At 73.5% G+C, this 21,226-nt stretch carries 14 protein-coding genes and 1 pseudogene; 13 read left to right on the forward strand and 2 right to left on the reverse strand.

Annotated features, from left to right (window positions below):
• The first annotated feature begins 34 nt into the window (after window positions 1–34).
• The 4 genes and pseudogenes from ABH925_RS12465 to ABH925_RS12480 all read left to right on the forward strand — a co-directional run.
• On the forward strand, window positions 35–826 hold the full coding sequence (locus ABH925_RS12465) for a type II secretion system F family protein (protein ID WP_370147497.1): 792 nt from the start codon (window positions 35–37) through the stop codon (window positions 824–826).
• 210 nt (window positions 827–1,036) lie between these two features.
• Window positions 1,037–1,234 (forward strand): DUF4244 domain-containing protein, encoded by a 198-nt coding sequence (locus ABH925_RS12470; protein ID WP_370147725.1) that lies wholly within the window; start codon window positions 1,037–1,039, stop codon window positions 1,232–1,234.
• On the forward strand, window positions 1,224–1,592 hold the full coding sequence (locus ABH925_RS12475) for a TadE family type IV pilus minor pilin (RefSeq protein WP_370147498.1): 369 nt from the start codon (window positions 1,224–1,226) through the stop codon (window positions 1,590–1,592). The genes ABH925_RS12470 and ABH925_RS12475 overlap by 11 nt, the downstream gene beginning before the upstream one ends.
• Window positions 1,589–1,966 (forward strand): annotated as a pseudogene (locus tag ABH925_RS12480) (Rv3654c family TadE-like protein); the annotation flags it as partial. The gene ABH925_RS12475 and the pseudogene ABH925_RS12480, both read left to right, overlap by 4 nt.
• A gap of 62 nt (window positions 1,967–2,028) precedes the next feature.
• On the opposite strand, the gene ABH925_RS12485 reads toward ABH925_RS12480, so the two are convergent.
• The gene (locus ABH925_RS12485; RefSeq protein WP_370147499.1) at window positions 2,029–4,458 is read right to left on the reverse strand and encodes a DEAD/DEAH box helicase; all 2,430 of its coding nucleotides are present in this window, start codon (window positions 4,456–4,458) and stop codon (window positions 2,029–2,031) included.
• Between the two features lie 203 nt (window positions 4,459–4,661).
• On the opposite strand from ABH925_RS12485, the gene bldG reads away from it, so the two are divergent.
• The 3 genes from bldG (at window position 4,662) to ABH925_RS12500 (ending at window position 8,498) form a co-directional block, all read left to right on the forward strand.
• On the forward strand, window positions 4,662–5,003 hold the full coding sequence (gene bldG / locus ABH925_RS12490) for an anti-sigma factor antagonist BldG (RefSeq protein ID WP_030253930.1): 342 nt from the start codon (window positions 4,662–4,664) through the stop codon (window positions 5,001–5,003).
• A 153-nt stretch (window positions 5,004–5,156) separates the two neighbouring features.
• Window positions 5,157–5,597 (forward strand): ATP-binding protein, encoded by a 441-nt coding sequence (locus ABH925_RS12495; RefSeq protein ID WP_370147500.1) that lies wholly within the window; start codon window positions 5,157–5,159, stop codon window positions 5,595–5,597.
• A 354-nt stretch (window positions 5,598–5,951) separates the two neighbouring features.
• Window positions 5,952–8,498 carry a sodium-translocating pyrophosphatase gene (locus ABH925_RS12500; protein ID WP_370147501.1) on the forward strand — a complete coding sequence of 849 codons (2,547 nt, stop codon included), beginning with the start codon at window positions 5,952–5,954 and terminating at the stop codon, window positions 8,496–8,498.
• On the opposite strand, the gene ABH925_RS12505 is transcribed toward ABH925_RS12500, so the two are convergent.
• Entirely contained in the window at window positions 8,499–9,401 is a 903-nt protein-coding gene (locus ABH925_RS12505) for an alpha/beta fold hydrolase (protein WP_370147502.1), read from the reverse strand.
• Window positions 9,402–9,562: 161 nt separating this feature from the next.
• Here ABH925_RS12505 and ABH925_RS12510 point away from each other — a divergent pair, with 161 nt between their 5' ends.
• From ABH925_RS12510 to ABH925_RS12535, 6 genes are all read left to right on the forward strand, one after another.
• Entirely contained in the window at window positions 9,563–10,279 is a 717-nt protein-coding gene (locus ABH925_RS12510; RefSeq protein WP_370147503.1) for a small secreted protein, read from the forward strand.
• A 234-nt stretch (window positions 10,280–10,513) separates the two neighbouring features.
• Window positions 10,514–12,082, forward strand: a complete 1,569-nt coding sequence (locus tag ABH925_RS12515) for a methyltransferase (RefSeq protein ID WP_370147504.1) — start codon at window positions 10,514–10,516, stop codon at window positions 12,080–12,082.
• 227 nt (window positions 12,083–12,309) lie between these two features.
• Window positions 12,310–12,714, forward strand: coding sequence for a DUF3592 domain-containing protein (locus ABH925_RS12520; protein ID WP_370147505.1), 405 nt, complete (start codon window positions 12,310–12,312; stop codon window positions 12,712–12,714).
• A gap of 472 nt (window positions 12,715–13,186) precedes the next feature.
• Complete coding sequence (topA, locus tag ABH925_RS12525; protein ID WP_370147506.1) at window positions 13,187–16,069, forward strand: type I DNA topoisomerase; 2,883 nt, start codon at window positions 13,187–13,189, stop codon at window positions 16,067–16,069.
• Between the two features lie 299 nt (window positions 16,070–16,368).
• The gene (gene tmk, locus ABH925_RS12530) at window positions 16,369–19,902 is read left to right on the forward strand and encodes a dTMP kinase (protein ID WP_370147507.1); all 3,534 of its coding nucleotides are present in this window, start codon (window positions 16,369–16,371) and stop codon (window positions 19,900–19,902) included.
• A gap of 78 nt (window positions 19,903–19,980) precedes the next feature.
• Entirely contained in the window at window positions 19,981–21,177 is a 1,197-nt protein-coding gene (locus ABH925_RS12535) for a DNA polymerase III subunit delta' (protein ID WP_370147508.1), read from the forward strand.
• The last annotated feature ends 49 nt before the right edge of the window (window positions 21,178–21,226 follow it).

Below are 21,226 nucleotides of genomic sequence, written 5' to 3' on the forward strand. Positions count from 1 at the left end.
CTACCAGGAGAGTGGACCGAGGGGAGGCCGGGAGATGGATCTGTCGGGGCTGGTCGCCGCGTCGGCGAGCGGGCTGACGACGTTGCTGGTCGGCGCGTTCGCCGCGCGGAACAGACGCAGGGTGGGCAGACGGGCGAGGGCCGCCGGACTGCCGGTCGGGCCCGTCGCGCGGCGGTCGCGGTTGCGGAGTTGGGCGCAGAGACGGGGGCACTCGCCGCAGGCGCTGAAGGCGGCGACGGCACTGCTGATCGGGGCGGGGCTGGCGCTGTCCGCGGGCGGTGTCGGGGGTCTGGTCCTCGGTGTGCTGGCCGGGGCGGCCGGCTACCGCTGGCTTCCCGATCCCCCCTCGGCCGAGCACCGCGCCGCGCGGGAGGAGAGCCGGGCGCTGGGCGAGCAGCTTCCGCTCACGGCCGACCTGCTGGCCGGTTGTCTGTCGTCCTGGTGTTCGCCGGCGGAGGCCGCCGAAGCGGTGGCCGATGCCGTTGGCGAACCGATGGCGAGCCGGCTGGCGACCGTCGCGGCCGAGCTCCGTACCGGCGCGGACGCCGAGGACGGCTGGGGCCGCTTCGCGTCGGACCCGGTACTCGCCCCGCTGGGCCGCTGCCTGGTGCGGGCCTCGGCCAGTGGCGCTCCCCCGGCCGCCGGCCTCGCCCGGCTCGCCGAGGGCTGCCGGACGGCCGCGGCCACCGCGGCCCAGAGCCGGGTACGGCGGGCCGGGGTGCTCGCCACCGCGCCGCTGGGGCTCTGCTTCCTGCCCGCGTTCGTGCTCGTCGGTGTCGTCCCGGTGGTCACCGGCCTGGCCGGCGGATTCCTGGTCCGGATCTGACCCGGTTCTCCCAACCTCAGCCGCAGCAGAGCTGTGCCCTCGTGCACAGCCATCACTTCCCTCATCTCCCACCGGCAAGGACATTCGATGAGCACCCTCACCTCTCGTCCGCACTCCCGTCCACGTCCCCGGTCCGCGCCGATCAGCGAGCTGTGCTGCCGCCGGGTGCGGGCAGTGCTGTTGCTCGCCGCAGTGGTCGCCCAGGCCTGGCTGCTGCACTTCTCGCATCTGCTCTGTTGCCGCCTGGCCCGAAGGCGGCGCCCGGACGCCGGTATGACCACCGCCGAATACGCCGTCGGCACTGTTGCCGCCTGTGGTTTCGCCGCGTTGCTCTACAAGGTTGTCACCAGCGGCGCCGTCTCCGCCGCGCTGTCCGGGCTGATCAGTCGGGCGCTCGGTGCGGTCTGACCGGGGCGGTGAGCACGGGTACGTCACGGCGGAGACGGCGGTGGCGCTGCCCGTGCTGGTGCTGCTCACCGGGGTGCTGCTCTGGGGTGTCCTGGTCGGCGCCGCACAGGTGCGCTGCGTGGACGCGGCCCGGGAGGCGGCTCGGGCCGCGGCCCGGGGCGACCCGGCCGGGCAGGTGCTGGCCATCGCCCGTCGTGAGGCGCCGCGCGATGCGGCGGTTGCCGTCAGCGAACAGGGCGGCACGGTGCGGGTCGAGGTGTCGACGGTGTCGACCGGGCCCGGCGGGCTGGGCGGTCTGCTGTCGCTGCGGGTATCGGGCTCCGCCACGGCGGTACGCGAGCCGGAGGCAGCCCGATGATCCCCCGTGCGGGTTCCGTCGGTGCGGGTTGCGCCGACGGGGCGGCGGACGGGGGTGCCGGGTGGTGCGCGCGATCGGCCCGGACCGACCGCGGGTCGGCGACGATCTGGCTGGTGGCGCTGCTGTCGCTGGGCTGCTGCCTGTTCGTCGGGGTGCTCGGCCTGGCCGCGGCGGTCACCGCGCGGCATCGGGCGGCCTCCGCCGCCGATCTGGCGGCGCTCGCGGCGGCGGGTCGGCTGCTCTGGCAGCCCGAGACCGCCTGTGCGGAGGCCGCGCGGATCGCCGAGGCCGAGCGGACGCGGTTGAGTTCCTGCTCGATCCGGCACGGGCCGGGCCCGGAGGGGGAGGCGGTCGAGGTGACCGTGGAGGCGCGGATGGCCGGGGTGCTCTTCGCCGCCCTGCCGCCGGCTCGCGCCGCAGCCAGGGCCGGCCCCGTCTACGCCGAGGGCTCGGGCGACTGGGCCGAGCCGGCCGCCTTCGCAACGGCCGCCTTCGCAACTGCCGGCACGGACGCCGCCTCCTCCGGGCCGCCGGTTCCGAGCAGCAGCCGCAGCAGGCGGATCGAACCGGCCTTGTCCAGCGGCTCGTTGCCGTTGCCGCACTTGGGTGACTGGATACAGGAGGGGCAGCCGCGTTCGCACTCGCAGGCGGTGATCGCGTCGAGGGTCGCGCCAAGCCACTCCCGGGCGCGCTGGAACCCGCGTTCGGCGAAACCGGCACCGCCGGGGTGGCCGTCGTAGACGAACACGGTCGGCAGTCCGGTGTCGGGGTGCAGCGGGGTGGAGACGCCGCCGATGTCCCAGCGGTCGCAGGTCGCGAACAGCGGCAGCAGCCCGATGGACGCGTGCTCGGCGGCATGCGCCGCGCCGGGCAGCTCCTCGGGCAGCAGCCCGGCGTCGTCGAGTTGATCGTCCGTCACGCACCACCACACCGCGCGGGTACGGAGGGTGCGCGGCGGCAGGTCGAGTTTGGTCTCGCCGAGGATCTCCCCGGTGAGCAGCCGGCGTTTGAGGAAGGAGACGACCTGGTTGGTGACCTCCACCGAGCCGAAGCAGAGCCGGGCGTCGCCCCAGGCGACCGCCCGGTCGGTCGCCAGCACGGTGATCGACGTGGTGTCCCTGGCAACCGTGCTGTAGGGCGGGTCGGCCGCCTCGACCAGGGCCACGGACTCCTCCAGGTCCAGTTCCCTGACCCGGTAGCTGCTGCCCTGGTGCAGGTGGATGGCCCCGGTGTGCACGGCGGTGTGCGCGGAGCCCGCGTCCACCGTGCCGAGCAGCCGGCCGGTGTCGGCTTCGACGATCCGCACCGGGGCCCCGCCGCTGCCGCGGATGTCCACCAGGTCGGCGGCCCGCTCCCGCCGGGTCCAGAAGTACCCGCCCGGGCGCCGGCGCAGCATCCCGCGCCGCTCCAACTGCGGCAGCAGCGGCGCGGTGGAGGGGCCGAACAGCTCCAGGTCCGAATCGGTGAGCGGCAGTTCGGACGCCGCCGCGCACAGGTGCGGGGCGAGTACGTGCGGGTTGTCGGGGTCCAGCACGGTCGCCTCGACCGGCTGCCGGAACAGCGAGTCGGGGTGGTGCACCAGGTAGGTGTCCAGCGGGTCGTCGCGGGCGATCAGCACCGCCAGCGCGCCCTGCCCGGCGCGTCCGGCGCGTCCCGCCTGTTGCCACAGCCCGGCCCGGGTCCCGGGGTAGCCGGTCAGCAGCACCGCGTCCAGACCGGCCACGTCCACGCCGAGTTCCAGGGCGCTGGTGGCGGCCAGGCCGAGCAGCCGGCCGGAGTGCAGGGCCCGTTCCAGGGCCCGGCGCTCCTCGGGCAGGTAGCCGCCCCGGTAGGCGGCGACGCGGCGGGCGGTCTCCGGACCGGCCGCCTCGGTGAGCCGCTCCTGCGCGATCACCGCCACCAGCTCGGCGCCGCGCCGGGAGCGGACGAAGGCGACCGTGCGGATCCGGTCCAGCACGAGGTCGGTGAGCAGGTCGGCGGCCTCGGCGGTGGCCGAGCGGCGTACCGGCGCGCCCTGCTCGCCCTGGAGCTCGGTCAGCGGCGGTTCCCACAGGGCGAACACCGTCTCGCCGCGCGGTGATCCGTCGTCGGTCACGGCGGTGACCGGCAGGCCGGTCAGCCGCCCCGCTGAGACCGCCGGATCCGCCGAGGTGGCGGACGCCAGCAGGAACACCGGTTCGCCGCCGTAGCGGGCACACAGCCGCCGTAGCCGGCGCAGCACCTGGGCGACATGGGAGCCGAAGACACCCCGGTAGGTGTGGCACTCGTCGATCACCACGAAGCGCAGTGCGCGCAGGAAGGAGGCCCAGCGGGCATGGGCGGGCAGGATCCCCCGGTGCAGCATGTCCGGGTTGGTGAGCACCAGCGAGGCGTACTGGCGTACCCACTCGCGTTGCTGGAACGGGGTGTCGCCGTCGTAGGCGGCGGCGCGCACCCGCTGCAGCGCGCCGTCCTCCGCCGCGCGGAGCTCGCCGATACGGCGCAGCTGGTCGGCCGCCAGCGCCTTGGTCGGCGAGAGGTACAGGCAGGTCGCGCCGCGGCCGTTGGCGGCCTCGGTGCCCTCCAGCAGGGCGCTGAGGACCGGGGCGAGGTAGGCGAGCGACTTGCCCGAGGCGGTACCCGTGGCGATAACCACATGTTTACCGAGATTTGCCAGATTTGCCGCCTCTGCCTGATGTGTCCATGGCCGGTCGATTCCACCGGCCGCGACGGCGGCCAGCACCTCCGGCCTGAGTCCGGCCGGCCACGGCGCGAATCGGGCCGCACGGGCGGGCAGATGCTCCGAATGAGTGAGCCGATCTTGCCGTCCTCGGGCTTCTGCGAGCCTCTTGAGAACGGTCGCGGGCGAGTCCGGACGCGGCTTCATCGGAAGTCAGTCTGTCATCAGAGCGGTGGAGATTCGCCCTAAGGCGTCGTGCTGCCCTGGTCGTAAGTGGTTGAATGCCATCGCGGCCGTACATCGAGGTACCAGCCTCGACATCGGCCAAGAATCGCAACGATGCCATCGCGGCAACGCGCTCCCCGTCCCGGTGGGGCGTGGTGGAGCGAGAGCAAGGTGCTGGAGGTTCCGTGGACCTGTCCCTGTCGACCCGTACCGTTGGCGACCGCACGGTCGTCGAGGTGGGGGGCGAGATCGATGTGTACACCGCCCCGAAGCTGCGAGAGCAGCTCGTCGAGCTCGTCAACGAGGGTCACTACCACCTGATCGTGGACATGGAAGGCGTGGACTTCCTGGACTCGACCGGGTTGGGAGTGCTCGTCGGCGGGCTCAAGCGGGTACGCGCCCATGAGGGTTCCCTGCGTCTGGTCTGCAACCAGGAGCGGATCCTCAAGATTTTCCGTATCACCGGGCTCACCAAGGTGTTCCCCATCCACAGTTCTGTGGACGAGGCCGTCGCCGCGACCGACTGACGCCCGGCTGCCCGCCGAGCCAGTCACCGCGACGCCCGGGGTCCCGTTGGGGCCCCGGGGCCGGCCGCCGTCCGGAGACGCCCGTCGTCCACAGACGGCGTCGACCGGAGCCGGCGTCGACCGGAGAAGCATGAACCTTCGAGGGGGAGAGCCATGGCCACCGTCGAACTCCGATTCAGCGCGCTTCCGGAGCATGTCCGGACAGCGCGGTTGGTCGCTGCCGCGGTCGCCCGAAGAGCGGGAGTGGACGAGTCCGTCCTCGACGAGGTGCGCCTCGCGGTCGGCGAAGCCTGCTCGCGCGCCGTCGGCCTGCACCGCCGCAACGGCATCGACGACGCCGTTCGGGTGAAACTCGTCGAGCAGGAGAAGCGGTTCCTGATCGAGGTCGGCGACGGTGTCGGCGCGAAGAGCGTCAGCCGCAACGGCAGTGCCGACAGCCACAACAACGACTCCGACGGTGAGGACACCGCCGAGGCCGCGATGGGGCTGGCCGTGATCAGCGGGCTCGTCGACGACCTGGACATCAGCAACGACGAGGACGGCGGCCTGGTCCGGATGAGCTGGCCGGTGGCCGTTCATCCCGTGCTGCCCTGACGGCACGACGCCGCCAGCACCCGTAGGGCTCGAAGGGCTCCCACGGCCACTCTGCCGCCGGGCGGCCATGGCCGCATTCGGTCATGGCTGTCCATCTTTCCATGCCGTCAAACGTCCGTTTCGCACCAGAACAGACGATCGGTCATGGATCAAGGAAATATTGGCGTTTCATGTGCTAATCCCTGCGCTTCCTCTGTTTTGATCAGGCCGTGATTCCTAGAATCGCGGCCTGCCGTGTTGAAGGCACCGCGATATGACACGGCATCACCTCGCCCGCGCAGCCGAGCGGACCGCACCACCGGCACCACCCTTCGCCGCCCGCCCGGCGCACGAGCCAGACGTCTAGGAGGACGCATGGCCGGGCTCGTCTTCTCCGGTGCTCCATCGGTACCGACGTCGGGGCGCGTACTCACCGCCGCTCCCGCCGTTCTCACCAGCGACGGCCGCACCGTGGTCGTCATCGTCGCCGTCATCGCGCTCGCCGCCCTCGGGGTGGCGTGGTTGCTGGTGCGTCAGGTCCTCGCCGCCGACCAGGGCACCGAGGCCATGAAGCGCATCGCCGCCGCCGTCCAGGAGGGCGCCAACGCCTACCTGGCCCGGCAGTTCCGCACCCTCGGGGTGTTCGCCACCGCAGTGGTCTTCCTGCTGCTGCTCCTGCCCGCCGACAACTGGTCCCAGCGGATCGGCCGTTCGGTGTTCTTCCTGGTCGGCGCCGGCTTCTCGGGGCTCACCGGCTACATCGGGATGCGCCTGGCGGTCCGCAGCAACGTCCGGGTCGCCGCCGCCGCCCGGGCGGCCACCCCCGATCCCGACGCCGCCCAACCCGATGGCGCGGCGGAGGCGGCTCCGGACATCCGGGGCGTCTCGCACCGGGCCATGCGGATCGCCTTCCGTACCGGCGGCGTGGTCGGGATGATCACGGTCGGGCTGGGCCTGTTCGGCGCCTCGGTCGTGGTGCTGATCTACAAGGAGAACGCCGCCAAGGTGCTGGAGGGCTTCGGCTTCGGCGCGGCGCTGCTGGCCATGTTCATGCGTGTCGGCGGCGGCATCTTCACCAAGGCCGCCGACGTCGGCGCCGACCTGGTCGGCAAGGTCGAACAGGGGATCCCCGAGGACGATCCCCGCAACGCCGCCACCATCGCCGACAACGTCGGCGACAACGTGGGCGACTGTGCCGGGATGGCCGCCGACCTGTTCGAGTCCTACGCCGTCACCCTGGTCGCCGCGCTGATCCTCGGCAAGGCCGCCTTCGGTGACGACGGGCTGGCGTTCCCGCTGCTGGTCCCCGCCATCGGCGTCATCACCGCCGTGCTCGGCATCTTCGCCGTCTCGCCCCGCACCCGTGACCGCAGCGGCATGTCGGCCATCAACCGCGGGTTCTTCATTTCCGCCGCCTTCTCCCTGCTGCTGGTGGTCGCGGCGGTCTTCGCCTTCCTCCCGGGTCGTTTCGCCGACCTGCACGGCGTGCCCGCCGAGATCAGCGGCCACGCCGGCAACCCGAGGGTGTTCGCGCTGGTCGCCGTCGCCATCGGGATCGTGCTGGCGGCGGTGATCCAGCAGCTCACCGGCTACTTCACCGAGACCAACCGGCGCCCCGTCATGGACGTCGGCAAGAGCTCGCTGACCGGCCCGGCCACCGTCGTGCTGTCCGGCATCTCGCTCGGGCTGGAGTCCGCCGTCTACTCGGCGGTCGTGATCGGCGCGGCGGTCTACGGGGCGTTCCTGCTCGGCGGCGGCTCGCTGATGCTGTCCCTGTTCGCCGTCGCCCTGGCCGGTACCGGTCTGCTGACCACGGTGGGGGTGATCGTGGCCATGGACACCTTCGGCCCGGTCTCCGACAACGCCCAGGGCATCGCCGAGATGTCCGGGGACGTGACCGGTGCCGGCGCCCAGGTGCTGACCGAGCTGGACGCGGTCGGCAACACCACGAAGGCGATCACCAAGGGCATCGCCATCGCCACCGCCGTGCTCGCCGCCACGGCGCTGTTCGGCTCCTACACCGACGCGATCGCCACCGCGGAGGCCCAGGTCGGCTCGGCCGCCCACGGGCTGAGCCTGAGTCTGGACATCTCCCAGCCCAACAACCTGGTCGGGCTGCTGCTCGGTGCGGCCGTGGTGTTCCTGTTCTCCGGGCTGGCGATCAACGCGGTCTCGCGCTCGGCCGGTTCGGTCGTGTTCGAGGTCAGGGAGCAGTTCCGGACCAAGCCCGGGATCATGGAGGGGACCGAACTGCCGGACTACGGCCGGGTGGTGGACATCTGCACCCGGGACGCGCTGCGGGAGCTGGCCACCCCCGGACTGCTCGCCGTGCTCGCGCCGATCGCGGTGGGCTTCCTGCTGGGGGTCGGCGCGCTCGGCTCGTACCTGGCCGGGGCGATCGGCACCGGCACCCTGATGGCGATCTTCCTGGCCAACTCGGGCGGCGCCTGGGACAACGCCAAGAAGCTGGTCGAGGAGGGGCACCACGGCGGCAAGGGCAGTGCCGCCCACGAGGCCACGATCATCGGCGACACTGTCGGCGACCCGTTCAAGGACACCGCCGGACCGGCCATCAACCCGCTGCTCAAGGTGATGAACCTGGTATCGCTGCTGGTGGCGCCGGCCATCGTGAAGTTCAGTTTCGGCGCGGACGCCAACGTCGGGCTGCGGGTCGGTGTCGCGGTGCTCTGCCTGGCGGTGATCGTCGCCGCGGTGTGGATCTCCAAGCGGCGCGGCATCTCCGTCGGGGCCGAGCCCGCCGCTGCTGGTGCCGCTGCCGGTTCCGGCGCCGGGTCCGCTGCTGACGGGGCCGCCGGCGCCGCAGCGGTGCCGGCGGCCCGGTCCGGGAGCGCCGAGGCCGCTGAGGACGGCGACGACGGGGCGGGGGCCGAGGACACCCCGCACCCCACCTCGGTCACCTGATCAGGCGTCGGCGGCCGTCTGGTCGCCGTCGCGGGAGAAGGCGTTGCCGGCGACCGCGGTAGCGATCGTCGGCCACAGTGCCTGCGGCAGGTCGTGCCCCATGCCCGGGAGGAGCAGCAGTCCCGCGCCGGGCACGGCCTTCGCCGTGGCCTCGCCGCCGCTGTGGTCGATCAGCGGGTCCGCCAGGCCGTGGATCACCAGCGTCGGCACGGTGACCCCGCGCAGCCCCGCGGTGCGGTCCGGGGAGGCGAGGACGGCGGCGAACTGCCGGGCGAAGCCGTCCGGCCGGTAGGAGCGGTCGTACGAGGCCTCGTGCCGCACCCGCAGCACGGCGGGGTCCTCCGGGTAGTCCGGCGACCCGATCAGCCGGGAGCTCTCCACCCGCGCCGCGACCACCCCGGCCCGGTCCTGGGCGCGCGGACGCAGCAACATCTGACCGGCCTCGGGGGAGGGCCTGCCGCTGGCCCGGTCCCCGGGCCGCGACATGATCGAGCACAGGCTGAGCACCCGGTCCGGGTGGTCCACCGTCAGCTGCTGCACGATCATGCCGCCCAGCGACGCGCCGACGACGTGCGCCCGCTCCACCCCGAGTGCGTCCAGCAGCCAGACCGCGTCCTGCGCCATGTCGCTGATCAGGTAGGGGGCGGAGGAGGGGTCGCCGTGCATGATCGCGACCAGATCGGGCTGCGGGGCGTGGTCCAGGTGGCTGGACAGCCCGGCGTCGCGGTTGTCGAAGCGCACCACGTGGAACCCGTGGCCGGCGAACGCCTCGCACAATCCGTCGGGCCAGGCGGTCATCTGTGCCCCGAGGCCCATGACCAGCAGCATCGTCGGGTCCGCCGGGTCGCCGAAGGTGTCGTACTCCAGCTCGATCCCGTGCGCGTTCGCGGTGGTACGGGGCATGCTGCGGCCTCCAGGCACTCCAGGGACTCCAGGGGGTGTGGCTTCTCACCGTCGCCAACCCGACTGGTCGGTACGCTAGCCTGCGCGCCGCGGTCGTGCCACGGCGTGTAGGTTCCCAAGCCGGACCGGTGCCGCTCGGCCCCGTGCGAGGAGAGGAACCCGTGGTGACGAAGAAGTGGCTGGGACTTGCGGCTCCGCTGGTGGTGCTCGCGTTCGGCGCCAGCGCCTGCGGCAGCAGTGACGGCCCGCAGCTCGACGCCTGGGCGAAGTCGGTGTGCGGGGGCATGCAGACCCCGATCCAGCAGGCGAACACCGCGCTGGCCGACACCGGCGCGGTGAAGACGGGGGAGACCCCGAAGGATCTGCAGACCCGGCTGGCAGCCGACTTCGGGATCCTGGCGACCGCCAACACGCAGCTGGCCCAGGCGGTCCAGCAGGCCGGCGCACCGAAGGTCGACAGCGGCGCGCAGACCCAGGCGGACGCCGTCAGCGAACTGAACCAGGCCTCCGGCGGCTACACCAAGGTGCAGCAGGCCGTGCAGGCGCTGGACGTCACCGACCAGGCCAAGTTCGCGGCGAGCCTGAAGGGCGTCAGCGACCAGGTGCAGCAGCAGTCCGAGCTGTCCACCGCGGCGCTGCAGAAGCTGCAGACCGGGGACCTCGGCACGGCCCTCGCCAAGCAGCCCGCCTGCAAGAGCGTGAACGCCGGCCCGGCGGGCGGCTCCACCACCGCACCGGGGGCCTCCGACCCGGCGGCCACCGGGTCCCCCGCCGCGACGACGTCGACCTCGGCCTCCACCTCCGCCACGGCCAAGCCGTCGGGCTCCGCCCCGGCCAAGCCCTCCGCCACCCCGTCCCCGTCCGGCTCGGCCCACTGACCGGGCTCCGCCCACCGACCGGGCTTCGCCCACTGGTCGGCTTCGCCCGCTGACCGGGATCGCCCGCTGACCGGCTTCGCCCGCTGACCGGCTCGACCCGCTGACTGGCCTCGCCCAGCGACCGGCCCGGCCCACTGACGGGCTTCGCCGAGCCGCGGGCGGACGGTGGGCGACCGGCACGCGGGGGTCGCGCGGCACGCGCGCCGTCGCGTCGGGAAGGGGGACAATGGCCCGGTGACACCTAGCACCGCGCCTGCGCCCCTCCGTCCCGACGTCGACCACGAACTGACGGCCCGCCTCCGGGCAGCCTTCCGCGCCGCCGACTTCACCGCCGACGGCTGCCTGGAGCTGCTCGGCGGCCCCGCCTACGCCGCCCTCGCCCGCAGCGAGACGGTGCCGGCGCTGCGCGTCACCGGCGGCGGCTCCGCGGCGGAGACGCTGCTGCGGCTGTTCCTGCTGCAGCGCTCCGTCCCCTACGCGGCGGCCCGTGCCGCGCTGCCGGTCGACGACTGCCTGGCCGGCGGCTGGCTGGAGCGGGACGGGGACGAGGTCAGGGCCACCGTGGACGTGCGCCCCTACGCCAGCGACATCGCCGGCGACAGCCGGGCCGGTGACGCGTGGATCGTCTCCGACCTGGGCTGCGCGGTCGGCGGTGCGGGCGGCATCGGCGCCGCCGCCCGCACCGACGTGCCCCGTGCCGAACTCGTGCTGGGGGTGGGCGGGGCGTCGACCACGCTGGCGAACATCACCGTCCGCCGCCCGGTCCACCGGGTGCTCGACCTGGGCACCGGGTCCGGCGTCCAGGCCGTGCACGCGGCGCGGCACGGCGCGGAGGTCGTCGCCACCGACGTGAACCCCCGTGCGCTGCACTTCACCGCACTGACGATGGCGCTGTCCGGGCTGGACAACGTCGGGACCCGGCAGGGCAGCCTGTTCGAGCCGGTCGCGGAGCAGGAGACCTTCGACCTGATCGTCTCCAACCCGCCGTTCGTGATCTCCCCCGGCGGCCGGTTCACCTACCGCGACGGCGGCATGGCCGGGGACGACCTGTGCCGCAGCCTGGTCGCCGGGGCGGGGCGCCATCTGGCTCCCGGTGGCTACTGCCAGCTGCTCGCGAACTGGCAGCACGTACGCGGCGAGGACTGGCGCGACCGGGTCTCCGCCTGGACGGCGGGCACCGGCTGCGACGCCTGGGTGGTCCAGCGCGAGGTCCAGGACGTGACACAGTACGCCGAGTTGTGGCTGCGGGACGGCGGCGACCACCGGGAGAGCCGGGAGTCCTACGACGCGCGCTACGGCGAGTGGCTGGACGCCTTCGAGGCGGCGAAGGTCGAAGGGGTCGGCTTCGGCTGGATCACGTTGCGGAAGACCCCGGAGGGCGCCCGCCCGGTGGTCCGGGTCGAGGAGTGGCCGCACCCGGTCGAGCAGCCGCTCGGCCCGCAGATCGAGCTCTGGTTCGCCCGCCAGGACTTCCTCCGCGACCACGACGACGCCGCGCTGCTGGCGGCCCGCTACCGGCTCGCCGACGAGGTGGTCCAGGAGCAGGTCGGCTCGCCCGGAGCGGACGACCCGGAGCATGTGATCCTGCGTCAGAACCGGGGAATGCGCCGGGCGACGAAGGTCGACACGGTCGGCGCGGGTTTCGCCGGGGTGTGCGACGGGACGCTCACCGCCGGGGAGATCCTGGACGCCATCGCCGGGCTGATCGACGAGGACCCGGTGCTGCTGCGCGACCGCACCCCGGAGCAGATCCGGATGCTGGTCGAACAGGGCTTCCTGGAGCCGCAACAGGACGCCGGGTGACCGCCGCTCCCGGTGTGATCTGAGGCACGCAACAGGGGCGGTCCCGCGTCGGTCCGCGTCCTGGGGAGGTCCGTCGGCGCGGCCTCTCGGCATACCTCCGTTCATCTCCATGTCGCCCGGGAGACGCCCGGCGTTGCCCGTCTGCTGACAATCTGACGGTCTTACCGATTGGGTTGCCGGGCGGTCGACTGGGGCGGGGCGAAAACGGCGTGGGGACTCCACTGAGCGTGTTCACCGGAGCGTGGTTCACGCTGTTCGGGGCCGGTGTGCTGGCCTGGTGCGCGGCCGAGATCCGGACCCGCCGGGGGCTGCGCCGCAACGGGGTGTCGGCGATGGCCCGCGTGCTGGTGGACCCGGACGCGGCCGCCGACCACCCGGACACCGCACCGGTGCTCGGTTTCCAGGTCGAGGGCCACGGCGAGGTGGTCACCCGTCCCCGTGGCTGGACCACCATCCGCCGTACTCCGGCGCTGGCGGTCGACTCCCTGGTGCCGGTCTCCTACGATCCGGCCCGGCCCACGCTGGTTGCCGTCAACGGGGTGGGGCAGGCCCGCAGCGACGTCTTCTGGGCCGTGCTCGGGCTGGCTTTCGTGGTCTGCGGCGCGGCACTGCTCGCCGGCCTCTTCTCCTGACCCGCCGGGCTCCCTCCGCCGGCGGTTCCCGTGCCCGCAGCCGGCACTGCCCGGGGCCGCGCATCCCGGCGTTTGCTAGCAGAAACGGCAGGTCGGATGGGGCCGGATGGGCGCAGAACACGCCGAAGGTGTCGTTCTGTCCGCGAACTCCCGGAGCGCCAGTCCTATCATCCGGCGTGTCCGGTTCTGTTCTCGGCCGGTCGGGGATCCATGGTCCGGCCGGAGGCTCCCAGAGCTGCCCGGAAGTCGCCACAGGCCCCCTCGCATCGGCCGTTGCCAGGGATCTGTACGGCGGGAACACCCCCTGTCGGGTTACCGTTCGAGAGTCGTCGGTCGGAGCCCGGAGCGCACAAATCCGGATTCGTCCGTTTGACAAGGGGGACCTGGGTGCGGTCACACTCCGCTCTCAGGGCCGTGTAGTGGAGCGAGCGGCCCCCACCACCCCCCACTCGACCGGGAGAGAAGAGCGAAGGTGTCCCCGACCAACGAGACCGCACGCCAAGTACAGCGACTCGTGATCGTCGAGTCGCCGGCCAAGGCGAAGACGATCAAGGGCTACCTCGGCCCCGGATATGTGGTCGAGGCGAGCGTCGGGCATATCCGCGACCTCCCCGGCACAGCAGCAGAGGTACCGGACGGATACACCGGCGAGGTGCGCCGGCTCGGGATCGACGTCGAGCACGACTTCGAGCCCATCTACGTCGTCAACGCCGACAAGAAGTCCCAGGTCGCGAAGCTGAAGTCGCTGCTGAAGGACGCCGACGAACTCTTCCTCGCCACCGATGAGGACCGCGAGGGCGAGGCCATCGCCTGGCACCTGCAGGAGGTGCTGCGGCCCAAGGTGCCGGTGCACCGCATGGTGTTCCACGAGATCACCAAGGACGCCATCCGGGAGGCCGTCAACAACCCCCGTGAGCTGAACAAGCGCCTGGTCGACGCCCAGGAGACGCGCCGCATCCTGGACCGTCTGTACGGGTACGAGGTCTCCCCGGTGCTCTGGAAGAAGGTCATGCCGAAGCTCTCGGCGGGCCGGGTCCAGTCCGTGGCGACCCGCCTGGTGGTCGAGCGCGAGCGGGAGCGGATGGCGTTCCGCTCGGCGTCCTACTGGGACCTGACCGCCGTGTTCTCCTCCGGCCGTGGCGTCGAGGCCGGCGACCCCGGCACCTTCGGCGCCCGGCTGTCCTCGGTCGACGGCCGCCGGGTCGCCACCGGCCGGGACTTCGACTCCCTCGGTCAGCTCAAGGCCGGTTCGGCCCAGACCCTGCACCTGGACGAGGAGGGCGCCCGGACGCTGGCCGCCGCGCTCGCCGACACCGCCTTCCGGGTCCGCAGCGTCGAGTCAAAGCCGTACCGCCGCTCCCCGTACGCGCCGTTCCGCACCACGACCATGCAGCAGGAGGCCGGGCGCAAGCTGGGCTTCGGTGCCAAGCGGGCCATGGACGTGGCGCAGAAGCTGTACGAGAACGGCTTCATCACCTATATGCGTACCGACTCGACCACGCTCTCGGGCACCGCGATCGGTGCGGCCCGGGCCCAGGTCGAGCAGCTCTACGGCCGCGAGTACCTGCCGGACGTGCCCCGCGTCTACACCGGCAAGGTCAAGAACGCGCAGGAGGCGCACGAGGCGATCCGCCCCTCCGGCGACCGCTTCCGCACCCCCGCCGAGACCGGGCTGCGCGGCGACGAGTTCCGTCTGTACGAGCTGATCTGGATGCGCACCGTCGCCTCGCAGATGAAGGACGCGGTCGGCCAGTCCGTCACCGTCAAGGTCGCGGGCGCCTCCAGCGACGGCCGCGACGCCGAGTTCTCCGCGACCGGAAAGATCATCACCTTCCACGGCTTCCTCAAGGCCTACGTCGAGGGCCGCGACGACCCGGACGCCGAGCTGGACGACCGCGAGCGCCGGCTGCCGCCGGTCGCCGAGGGGGACACCCTCGGGGCCGACGAGATCAGCCCGGACGGCCATGCCACCAAGCCGCCGGCCCGCTACACCGAGGCCTCGCTGGTCAAGGAGCTGGAAGACCGGGAGATCGGCCGCCCGTCCACCTACGCGGCGATCATCGACACCATCGTGGCCCGCCGCTACGTGTTCAAGAAGGGCACCGCGCTGGTGCCGTCCTTCCTGGCACTGGCCGTGGTCCGACTGCTGGAGGAGCACTTCGGTCGGCTGGTCGACTACGACTTCACCGCCAAGATGGAGAACGACCTCGACGGCATCGCCCAGGGCGAGGGCGAGTCGGTGCCGTGGCTGCGCCGCTTCTACTACGGCGAGGGCAGCGCGCCGGAGGTGGTCGCCGCCGCGGCCGACGCCGGCAACGGTGACGGGGACCACGTCGGCGGGCTGAAGGAACTGGTCACCGACCTGGGCCGGATCGACGCCCGGGAGATCAGCTCCTTCCCGCTCGGCGACAGCGGCATCGTGCTGCGCGTCGGCCGCTACGGCCCGTACGTGGAGCGCGGCGAGCAGCGCGCCGACGTGCCGGACGAGATGGCCCCGGACGAGCTCACCCCGGAGCTGGCCGAGGAACTGCTGGCCAAGCCCAGCGGCGTGCGCGAGCTGGGCCAGGACCCGGTCAGCGGCCACGAGATCGTCGCCAAGGACGGCCGCTACGGCCCGTACTTCACCGAGGTGCTGCCCGAGGGCCTGCCCAAGACCGGCAAGAACGCGGTCAAGCCGCGGACCCAGTCGCTGCTGTCGACGATGTCCCTGGACACCGTGACGCTGGAGGACGCGCTCAAGGTCTTCGGACTGCCGCGGACCGTCGGCGCTGACGCCGAGGGCGTGGAGATCACCGCGCAGAACGGCCGCTACGGCCCGTACCTCAAGAAGGGCACCGACTCGCGCTCCCTGGAGAACGAGGAGCAGATGTTCACGGTGACCCTGGAGGAGGCGCTGGCGATCTACGCGCAGCCCAAGGCGCGCGGCCGGGCCGCGGCCAAGCCGCCGCTCAAGGAACTGGGCACCGACCCGGTCAGCGAGCGCCCGGTGGTGGTCAAGGACGGCCGCTTCGGCCCGTACGTGACCGACGGCGAGACCAACGCCACGCTGCGCAGGGACGACAGCGTCGAGGAGCTCACCCCGGAGCGCGGCTACGAGCTGCTGGCGGAGAAGCGTGCCAAGGGGCCGGTGAAGAAGACCGCCAAGAAGGCCCCGGCGAAGAAGGCCCCCGCCAAGAAGGCCGCGACCGGCACGACGGCGGCCAAGAAGACCGCCGCGAAGAAGACGGCGGCGAAGAAGACCACCACCGCGGCCAAGACGGCGGCCAAAAAGACGGCAGCGAGCAAGACGGCGGCGAGCAAGACCGCGGCCGCCGATCCGGCTGTGGCCGAGACGGCGTCCACCCCGGCCGGCTAGGCAGGGCGGGTCACCCCGGGACGGGCGCGCGGCGGCAGGGGACCGCAGCCGCCCGCCCGTCCCGGTCTCCCGGTCGTGCTCCCCCACGGACCCCGGTGTGGGCTCGGTCGCCGGGGGCGCGGAACGGGCTTCGGCCCGGGTCGGCGGTGAAGCCGGTGTGCCGACGCGGTGGCCGGGCCGTGGCAAAGCGGATCAATTGCCTCCGATTCGGTGCGCCACAGGTCACAGCTCTGTCATGAACCAGGGCCGTCGTGACGCACAGGGGTGTGGTGTCGGCCCCTCCGGATAGGCTGACCGCTATGACGAGTGCCGAGCCCGGACCCGACCAGCAGCCAGACGCGACCGTACCGGGCGCCTCCCCGGCGGCGGACTCGGCCGTGCCCGCCGTCGCGACGGTGACGCCCGGCGGCAGCGCCTCCGACCGAGCCAGGGCGCTGCTCCGCGTACGCCCGTACCGCGCGCTCTGGCAGGCGCAGCTGTTCGGCACCGTCGGCGACCGGCTCGGCCTGCTGACGCTGCTCGTCCTCGCCGTGGTCGCGGCCGACAGCGACGGCTCCTTCGGCGGCGGTTACCGGGGCGCGATGGTCACCATCGCCACCGTCTTCGTAGTCCGGCTGCTGGCGACGCTGTTCTTCGGGGCGCTGCTGCTGGACCCGCTGGCGCAGCTGCTGCGGCGGGTCGACCGCCGCTGGACGCTGCTCGGCGCGGACCTGCTGCGGGTCGCGCTGCTCGCCGTCGCCCCGTTCTGGATCGTCTGGGACCAGGCCACCGCGCTGGTCTGGCTGCTGCTGACGGTCTTCCTGACCGGTGCGGCCGAACGGGTCTGGACGATCACCAGGGAGTCCGTCGCCGAGGGACTCCTGCCCACCGCCGCCCCCGGCGTGCCGCCGGTGAACCAGCGTCCGGTGCTGCGCCACGTCGATCTGTGGACCGGCTACACCGCCGTACCGCTGGCGGCGGCCGCGCTGGCGCTGCTCACGCTGGTCGAGAACGGGCTCGCCTCCGGCGCCGGCTGGCTGAGCGGCCACACCGGCACGCTCGCCGCCTTCGGCGCGGCCGGCTTCCTGCTCACGTCGGTCGTGCTGCTGTTCCGTCAGGAACTGCCCCGTCCCGGCGCCACCGGCGCCCCCGTACCGCCGCGCTCCCCGCTGACCGGGCTGCGCGCCCCCACCGATGTCGCCGCCACCCGGGGCACCGACGCCGCGGCCGATGCGGCCGACGCGTTCAAGGGCCCGCGCGGCCGTACCGGCACGTCCGTCGTCTTCAGCTTCTCGGTCGCCGGCGCCGCCGCCGCGATGGCCGCGGCCGTCGCCGTGGCGCTGCAGCACAGCGCCGACACCGGGGCCGGCACGGTCGGCTACGGCCTGATGGTGCTGGCCGCGACCGCCGCGCCATTGCTCGGCATGCGGGTCGCCGCCTCGGTGCTGCCCGTCCTGGGCCGCCGCCGGCTGCTGCCGCTGGCCCTCGGCGGTACGGGGCTGGCGCTGCTGCTGGCCGGCCTGGTCCGGGACTACGTGCTGGCGCTGGTGCTGATCACCGCGGCCGGCATCGCCGCCGGGGTCGCCATCAGGACCGGGCGGGTGCTGCTGGACCTGGAGACCGAGGAGGCCCGGCAGCCCCGGGTCGCCGAGCACCTGCACGCCATGCTGCGGGTCGCGGTCGGGGTCGCACTGGTCGTCACCCCGCTGCTCGGCGCCGCCTTCGGCCGTCAGTCCGCCTCCTCGCTCCGCTTCGACCACGACGGCGCCGGGCTGGCGCTCGCCCTGGTCGGTCTGTTGCTGCTGGTCCTCGCGGTGCCGGTGTACCTCCGCGCGGACGACCGGCGCGGCGTCGCCTCGTTCAACCGCGAGGTCTGGGACGCCCTGCGCGGCGGCCCGCGACCGGTTCCGCACCGGGCCGGCCACGGCTTCTTCATCGCCCTGGAGGGCGGCGACGGCGCCGGGAAGTCCACCCAGGCCCAGGCACTCGCCGAGTGGATCCGCAGCAAGGGCCACGAGGTCGTGGTCACCCGCGAGCCCGGCGGCAGTGCCATCGGCCAGCGGCTCCGGGCGATGCTGCTGGACGTCGGCAACACCGGCATCTCGCACCGTGCCGAAGCCCTGCTCTACGCGGCGGACCGGGCCGAGCACGTGGAGACGGTGATCCGCCCGGCGCTGGAGCGCGGCGCCGTCGTCATCACCGACCGCTACTCCGACTCCTCCGTCGCCTACCAGGGCGCCGGCCGCGACCTGGCGGGCAGCGAGGTCGCCCGGATCTCGCGCTGGGCCACCGACGGGCTCGTCCCCGACCTCACCGTGCTGCTGGACGTCGACCCGGCGGCGGCGCGGGAACGGTTCACCGAGGCGCTGGACCGGCTGGAGTCCGAGCCGGCCGAGTTCCACGCCAGGGTTCGGGCCGGATTCCTGTCGCTCGCCGCCGCCGACCCGGCGCGCTACCTGGTGGTCGACGCCGCGCAGTCGCCCGCCGCCGTCACCACCGCGATCCGGCACCGGCTCGACCGCGAGCTGCCGCTCTCCGAGCAGGAGCGGGAGGCCCGCGCCGAGCAGGAGCGGCTGGCCCGCGAGGCCGAGGAGCGGCGGATCGCCGAGGAGGCCCGGCTCAAGGCCGAGGCCGAGAAGGCCGAGCGGGAGAAGCAGGCGCTGCTGGAGCGGCTCCGGCTGCAGGAGGAAGAGAAGCAGAAGGCGCTGCAGGCCGAGGAGGACCGCAAGGCGGCCGAGGCCGCCCGTCTCGCCGCCGAGGAGGCCCGCCTGGCGGCTGAGGCCGAGGCGGCGCGCAGGGCAGCGCAGGAGGCCGAGCGCCGCGCCGCCGAGGAGGCCGAACGCCGCCGCGCCGAGGCCGAGGCGGCTCGGCTGACGGAGCTGGAGCGCCAGCGCGACGAGCGGCGTGCCGACGAGCGCCGTCGCGCCGAAGAGGCGCTGCGGCGTGCGGAGGAGGAGCGGGTGGCGGCGGTAGCCGCAGCCGCCGCAGCCGCTGAGGCGTCCGCCGCAGCGCAGGCCTCCGCGTTGGCCGGTGCGGAACTCCGGGCCGAGGACCCGACCCGGGAGATGCCCGCGGCGAAGCCCGCCGCCGGCCCCGACGGCGGAGCATCCATCGCCGAGGACGCCACCGAGGTGATATCGCCCGAGGTCCAGGCCGAGGCGATCCGCCGTGCGGACGCGCTGCTGCCGCCCAGGCCCACGACCCCGCCGACCGCCCCCGCGGCGGCGCCTGCCCCTGCCGCCGGAGCCACCCCGCCGTCCCGTCGCACGCCGAAGCCGGAGGACGAGACCACGGTGATGCCGACGGTGGCCCCGGCGCCGCCGGCCCGTGGTCGTGCCGTCGAGACCGGTCGCGGCAACGGAGCCGAGGACCGCACCACGGTCATGCCCAAGGTCCCCGCGCCGCCCGCGTCTTCATCCACCGCGTCGCCCGGCCCTGCTTCGCCGAGCGCTGGGTCAGCGGGTACCGCGTCCTCGGGTGCTGCCTCCTCGGGTCCCGCGTCCTCCGGTCCCGCGTCCTCCGGTGACGGGGACGCCCGGCGGCTGCCCAAGTCCTGGCGCGTCGCCAAGCCGCGCAGCGACGAGAGCGTGCAGGACAAGGTGCCCGACTGGCTGTTCCGCCCCGAGGGGGATCAGCCGGCGGCGCGGCCGACGCCACCGGTCGAGCGCACCAGGGAGATGCCCGTGGTCGACCCGGCCGCACCCGCCTCCCAGGGGCGCGGCCGGTACGACTGGGCGGAGGAGACCCCGCTGGACGACCTGCCCACCCTGACCGACAAGCTGCTCGGCCCCCGAGAGGAGTGGTCCCAGTGGCAGGACGGCGACGAGGGCGAGACCGGCCCCCAGCGCCAGTGACGCCCGCTGTCGGTGTCGGCGGCTAGGCTCCGTCGGTGGGCACACGTCGGTGGGCACACAGCGACAACCGGAGAAATCGTGAGCGTGTGGGACGACCTGGTCGGACAGGACCAGGTGGTGGAACAGCTGGTCGCCGCCGCCCGGTCGGCCCGGGCGGTACTGGCGGGCGGCGATACGGCCGCCGGCGGGATGACGCATGCCTGGCTGTTCACCGGTCCGCCGGGGTCGGGCCGGGCCACCGCCGCGCGGGCCTTCGCCGCCGCGCTCCAGTGCACCTCGCCGGATCTGGAGCTGGGCGGGGTGCCCGGCTGCGGGTTCTGCGACGGCTGCCACACCGCGCTGATCGGCAGCCACGCGGACGTCGAGAGCGTGCGGACCGATGTGCTGAGCATCGGCGTGAAGGAGACCCGGGACCTGGTCCGGAACGCGTCGATGTCCCCGGCCGGCGGGCGCTGGCAGATCATCGTCGTGGAGGACTCCGACCGGCTCACCGAGGGCGCCGCCAACGTCCTGCTGAAAGCCATCGAGGAGCCGGCCCCGCGCACCGTCTGGCTGCTCTGCGCGCCCTCCGTGGAGGATGCGCTGCCGACGATCCGTTCCCGCTGCCGACTGCTGGTGCTGCGCACCCCGCCGGTCGCCGCGGTGGCGGACGTTCTGGTCCGCCGGGACGGCGTCGACCCGGCGATGGCGTCCTTCGCCGCCCGGGCGGCCCAGGGCCACATCGGCCGGGCCCACCGGCTGGCCCTGGACGAGTCCGCGCGCGCCCGCAGGGCCGAGGTGCTGAAGCTGCCGCTGCGCGTCGGTGACCTGGGTGCCTGCCTGGCCGGTGCACAGCAGCTGATCGACGCCGCCGCCGAGGACGCCAAGCAGGTCGCCGAGGAGGTCGACGCCAAGGAGACCGAAGACATGCGGGCCGCACTGGGCGCGGCCGCCGGGATCAACGGCCGACTGCCGCGCGGGACCGCCGGGGCGATGAAGGAACTGGAGGACCGGCAGAAGCGCCGGGCCACCCGCACCCAGCGGGACACCCTGGACCGCGCCCTGATCGACCTGGCCTCCTTCTACCGGGACGTGCTCGCGGTCCAGTTCGGCGCGGTGGGGGAGCTGTCCAACGAGGAACTGCGCGGGGCCATCGAGGGGATCGCACAGGAGTCGGCCCCCGAGGGCACGCTACGGCGGATCGAGGCCGTGCTGACCTGCCGAACCGCGCTGGAACGCAACGTCGCCCCGCTGCTCGCCGTCGAGGCGATGACGGTGGCCCTGCGCGCGGGCTGACACCACCCGCGAGGCCGCGCCCCCCGGGGCGGTGCCGCCCGCGCCCGTT

Source organism: Streptacidiphilus sp. EB129 (assembly GCF_041262645.1).
Classification (GTDB): Bacteria; Actinomycetota; Actinomycetes; order Streptomycetales; family Streptomycetaceae; genus Streptacidiphilus.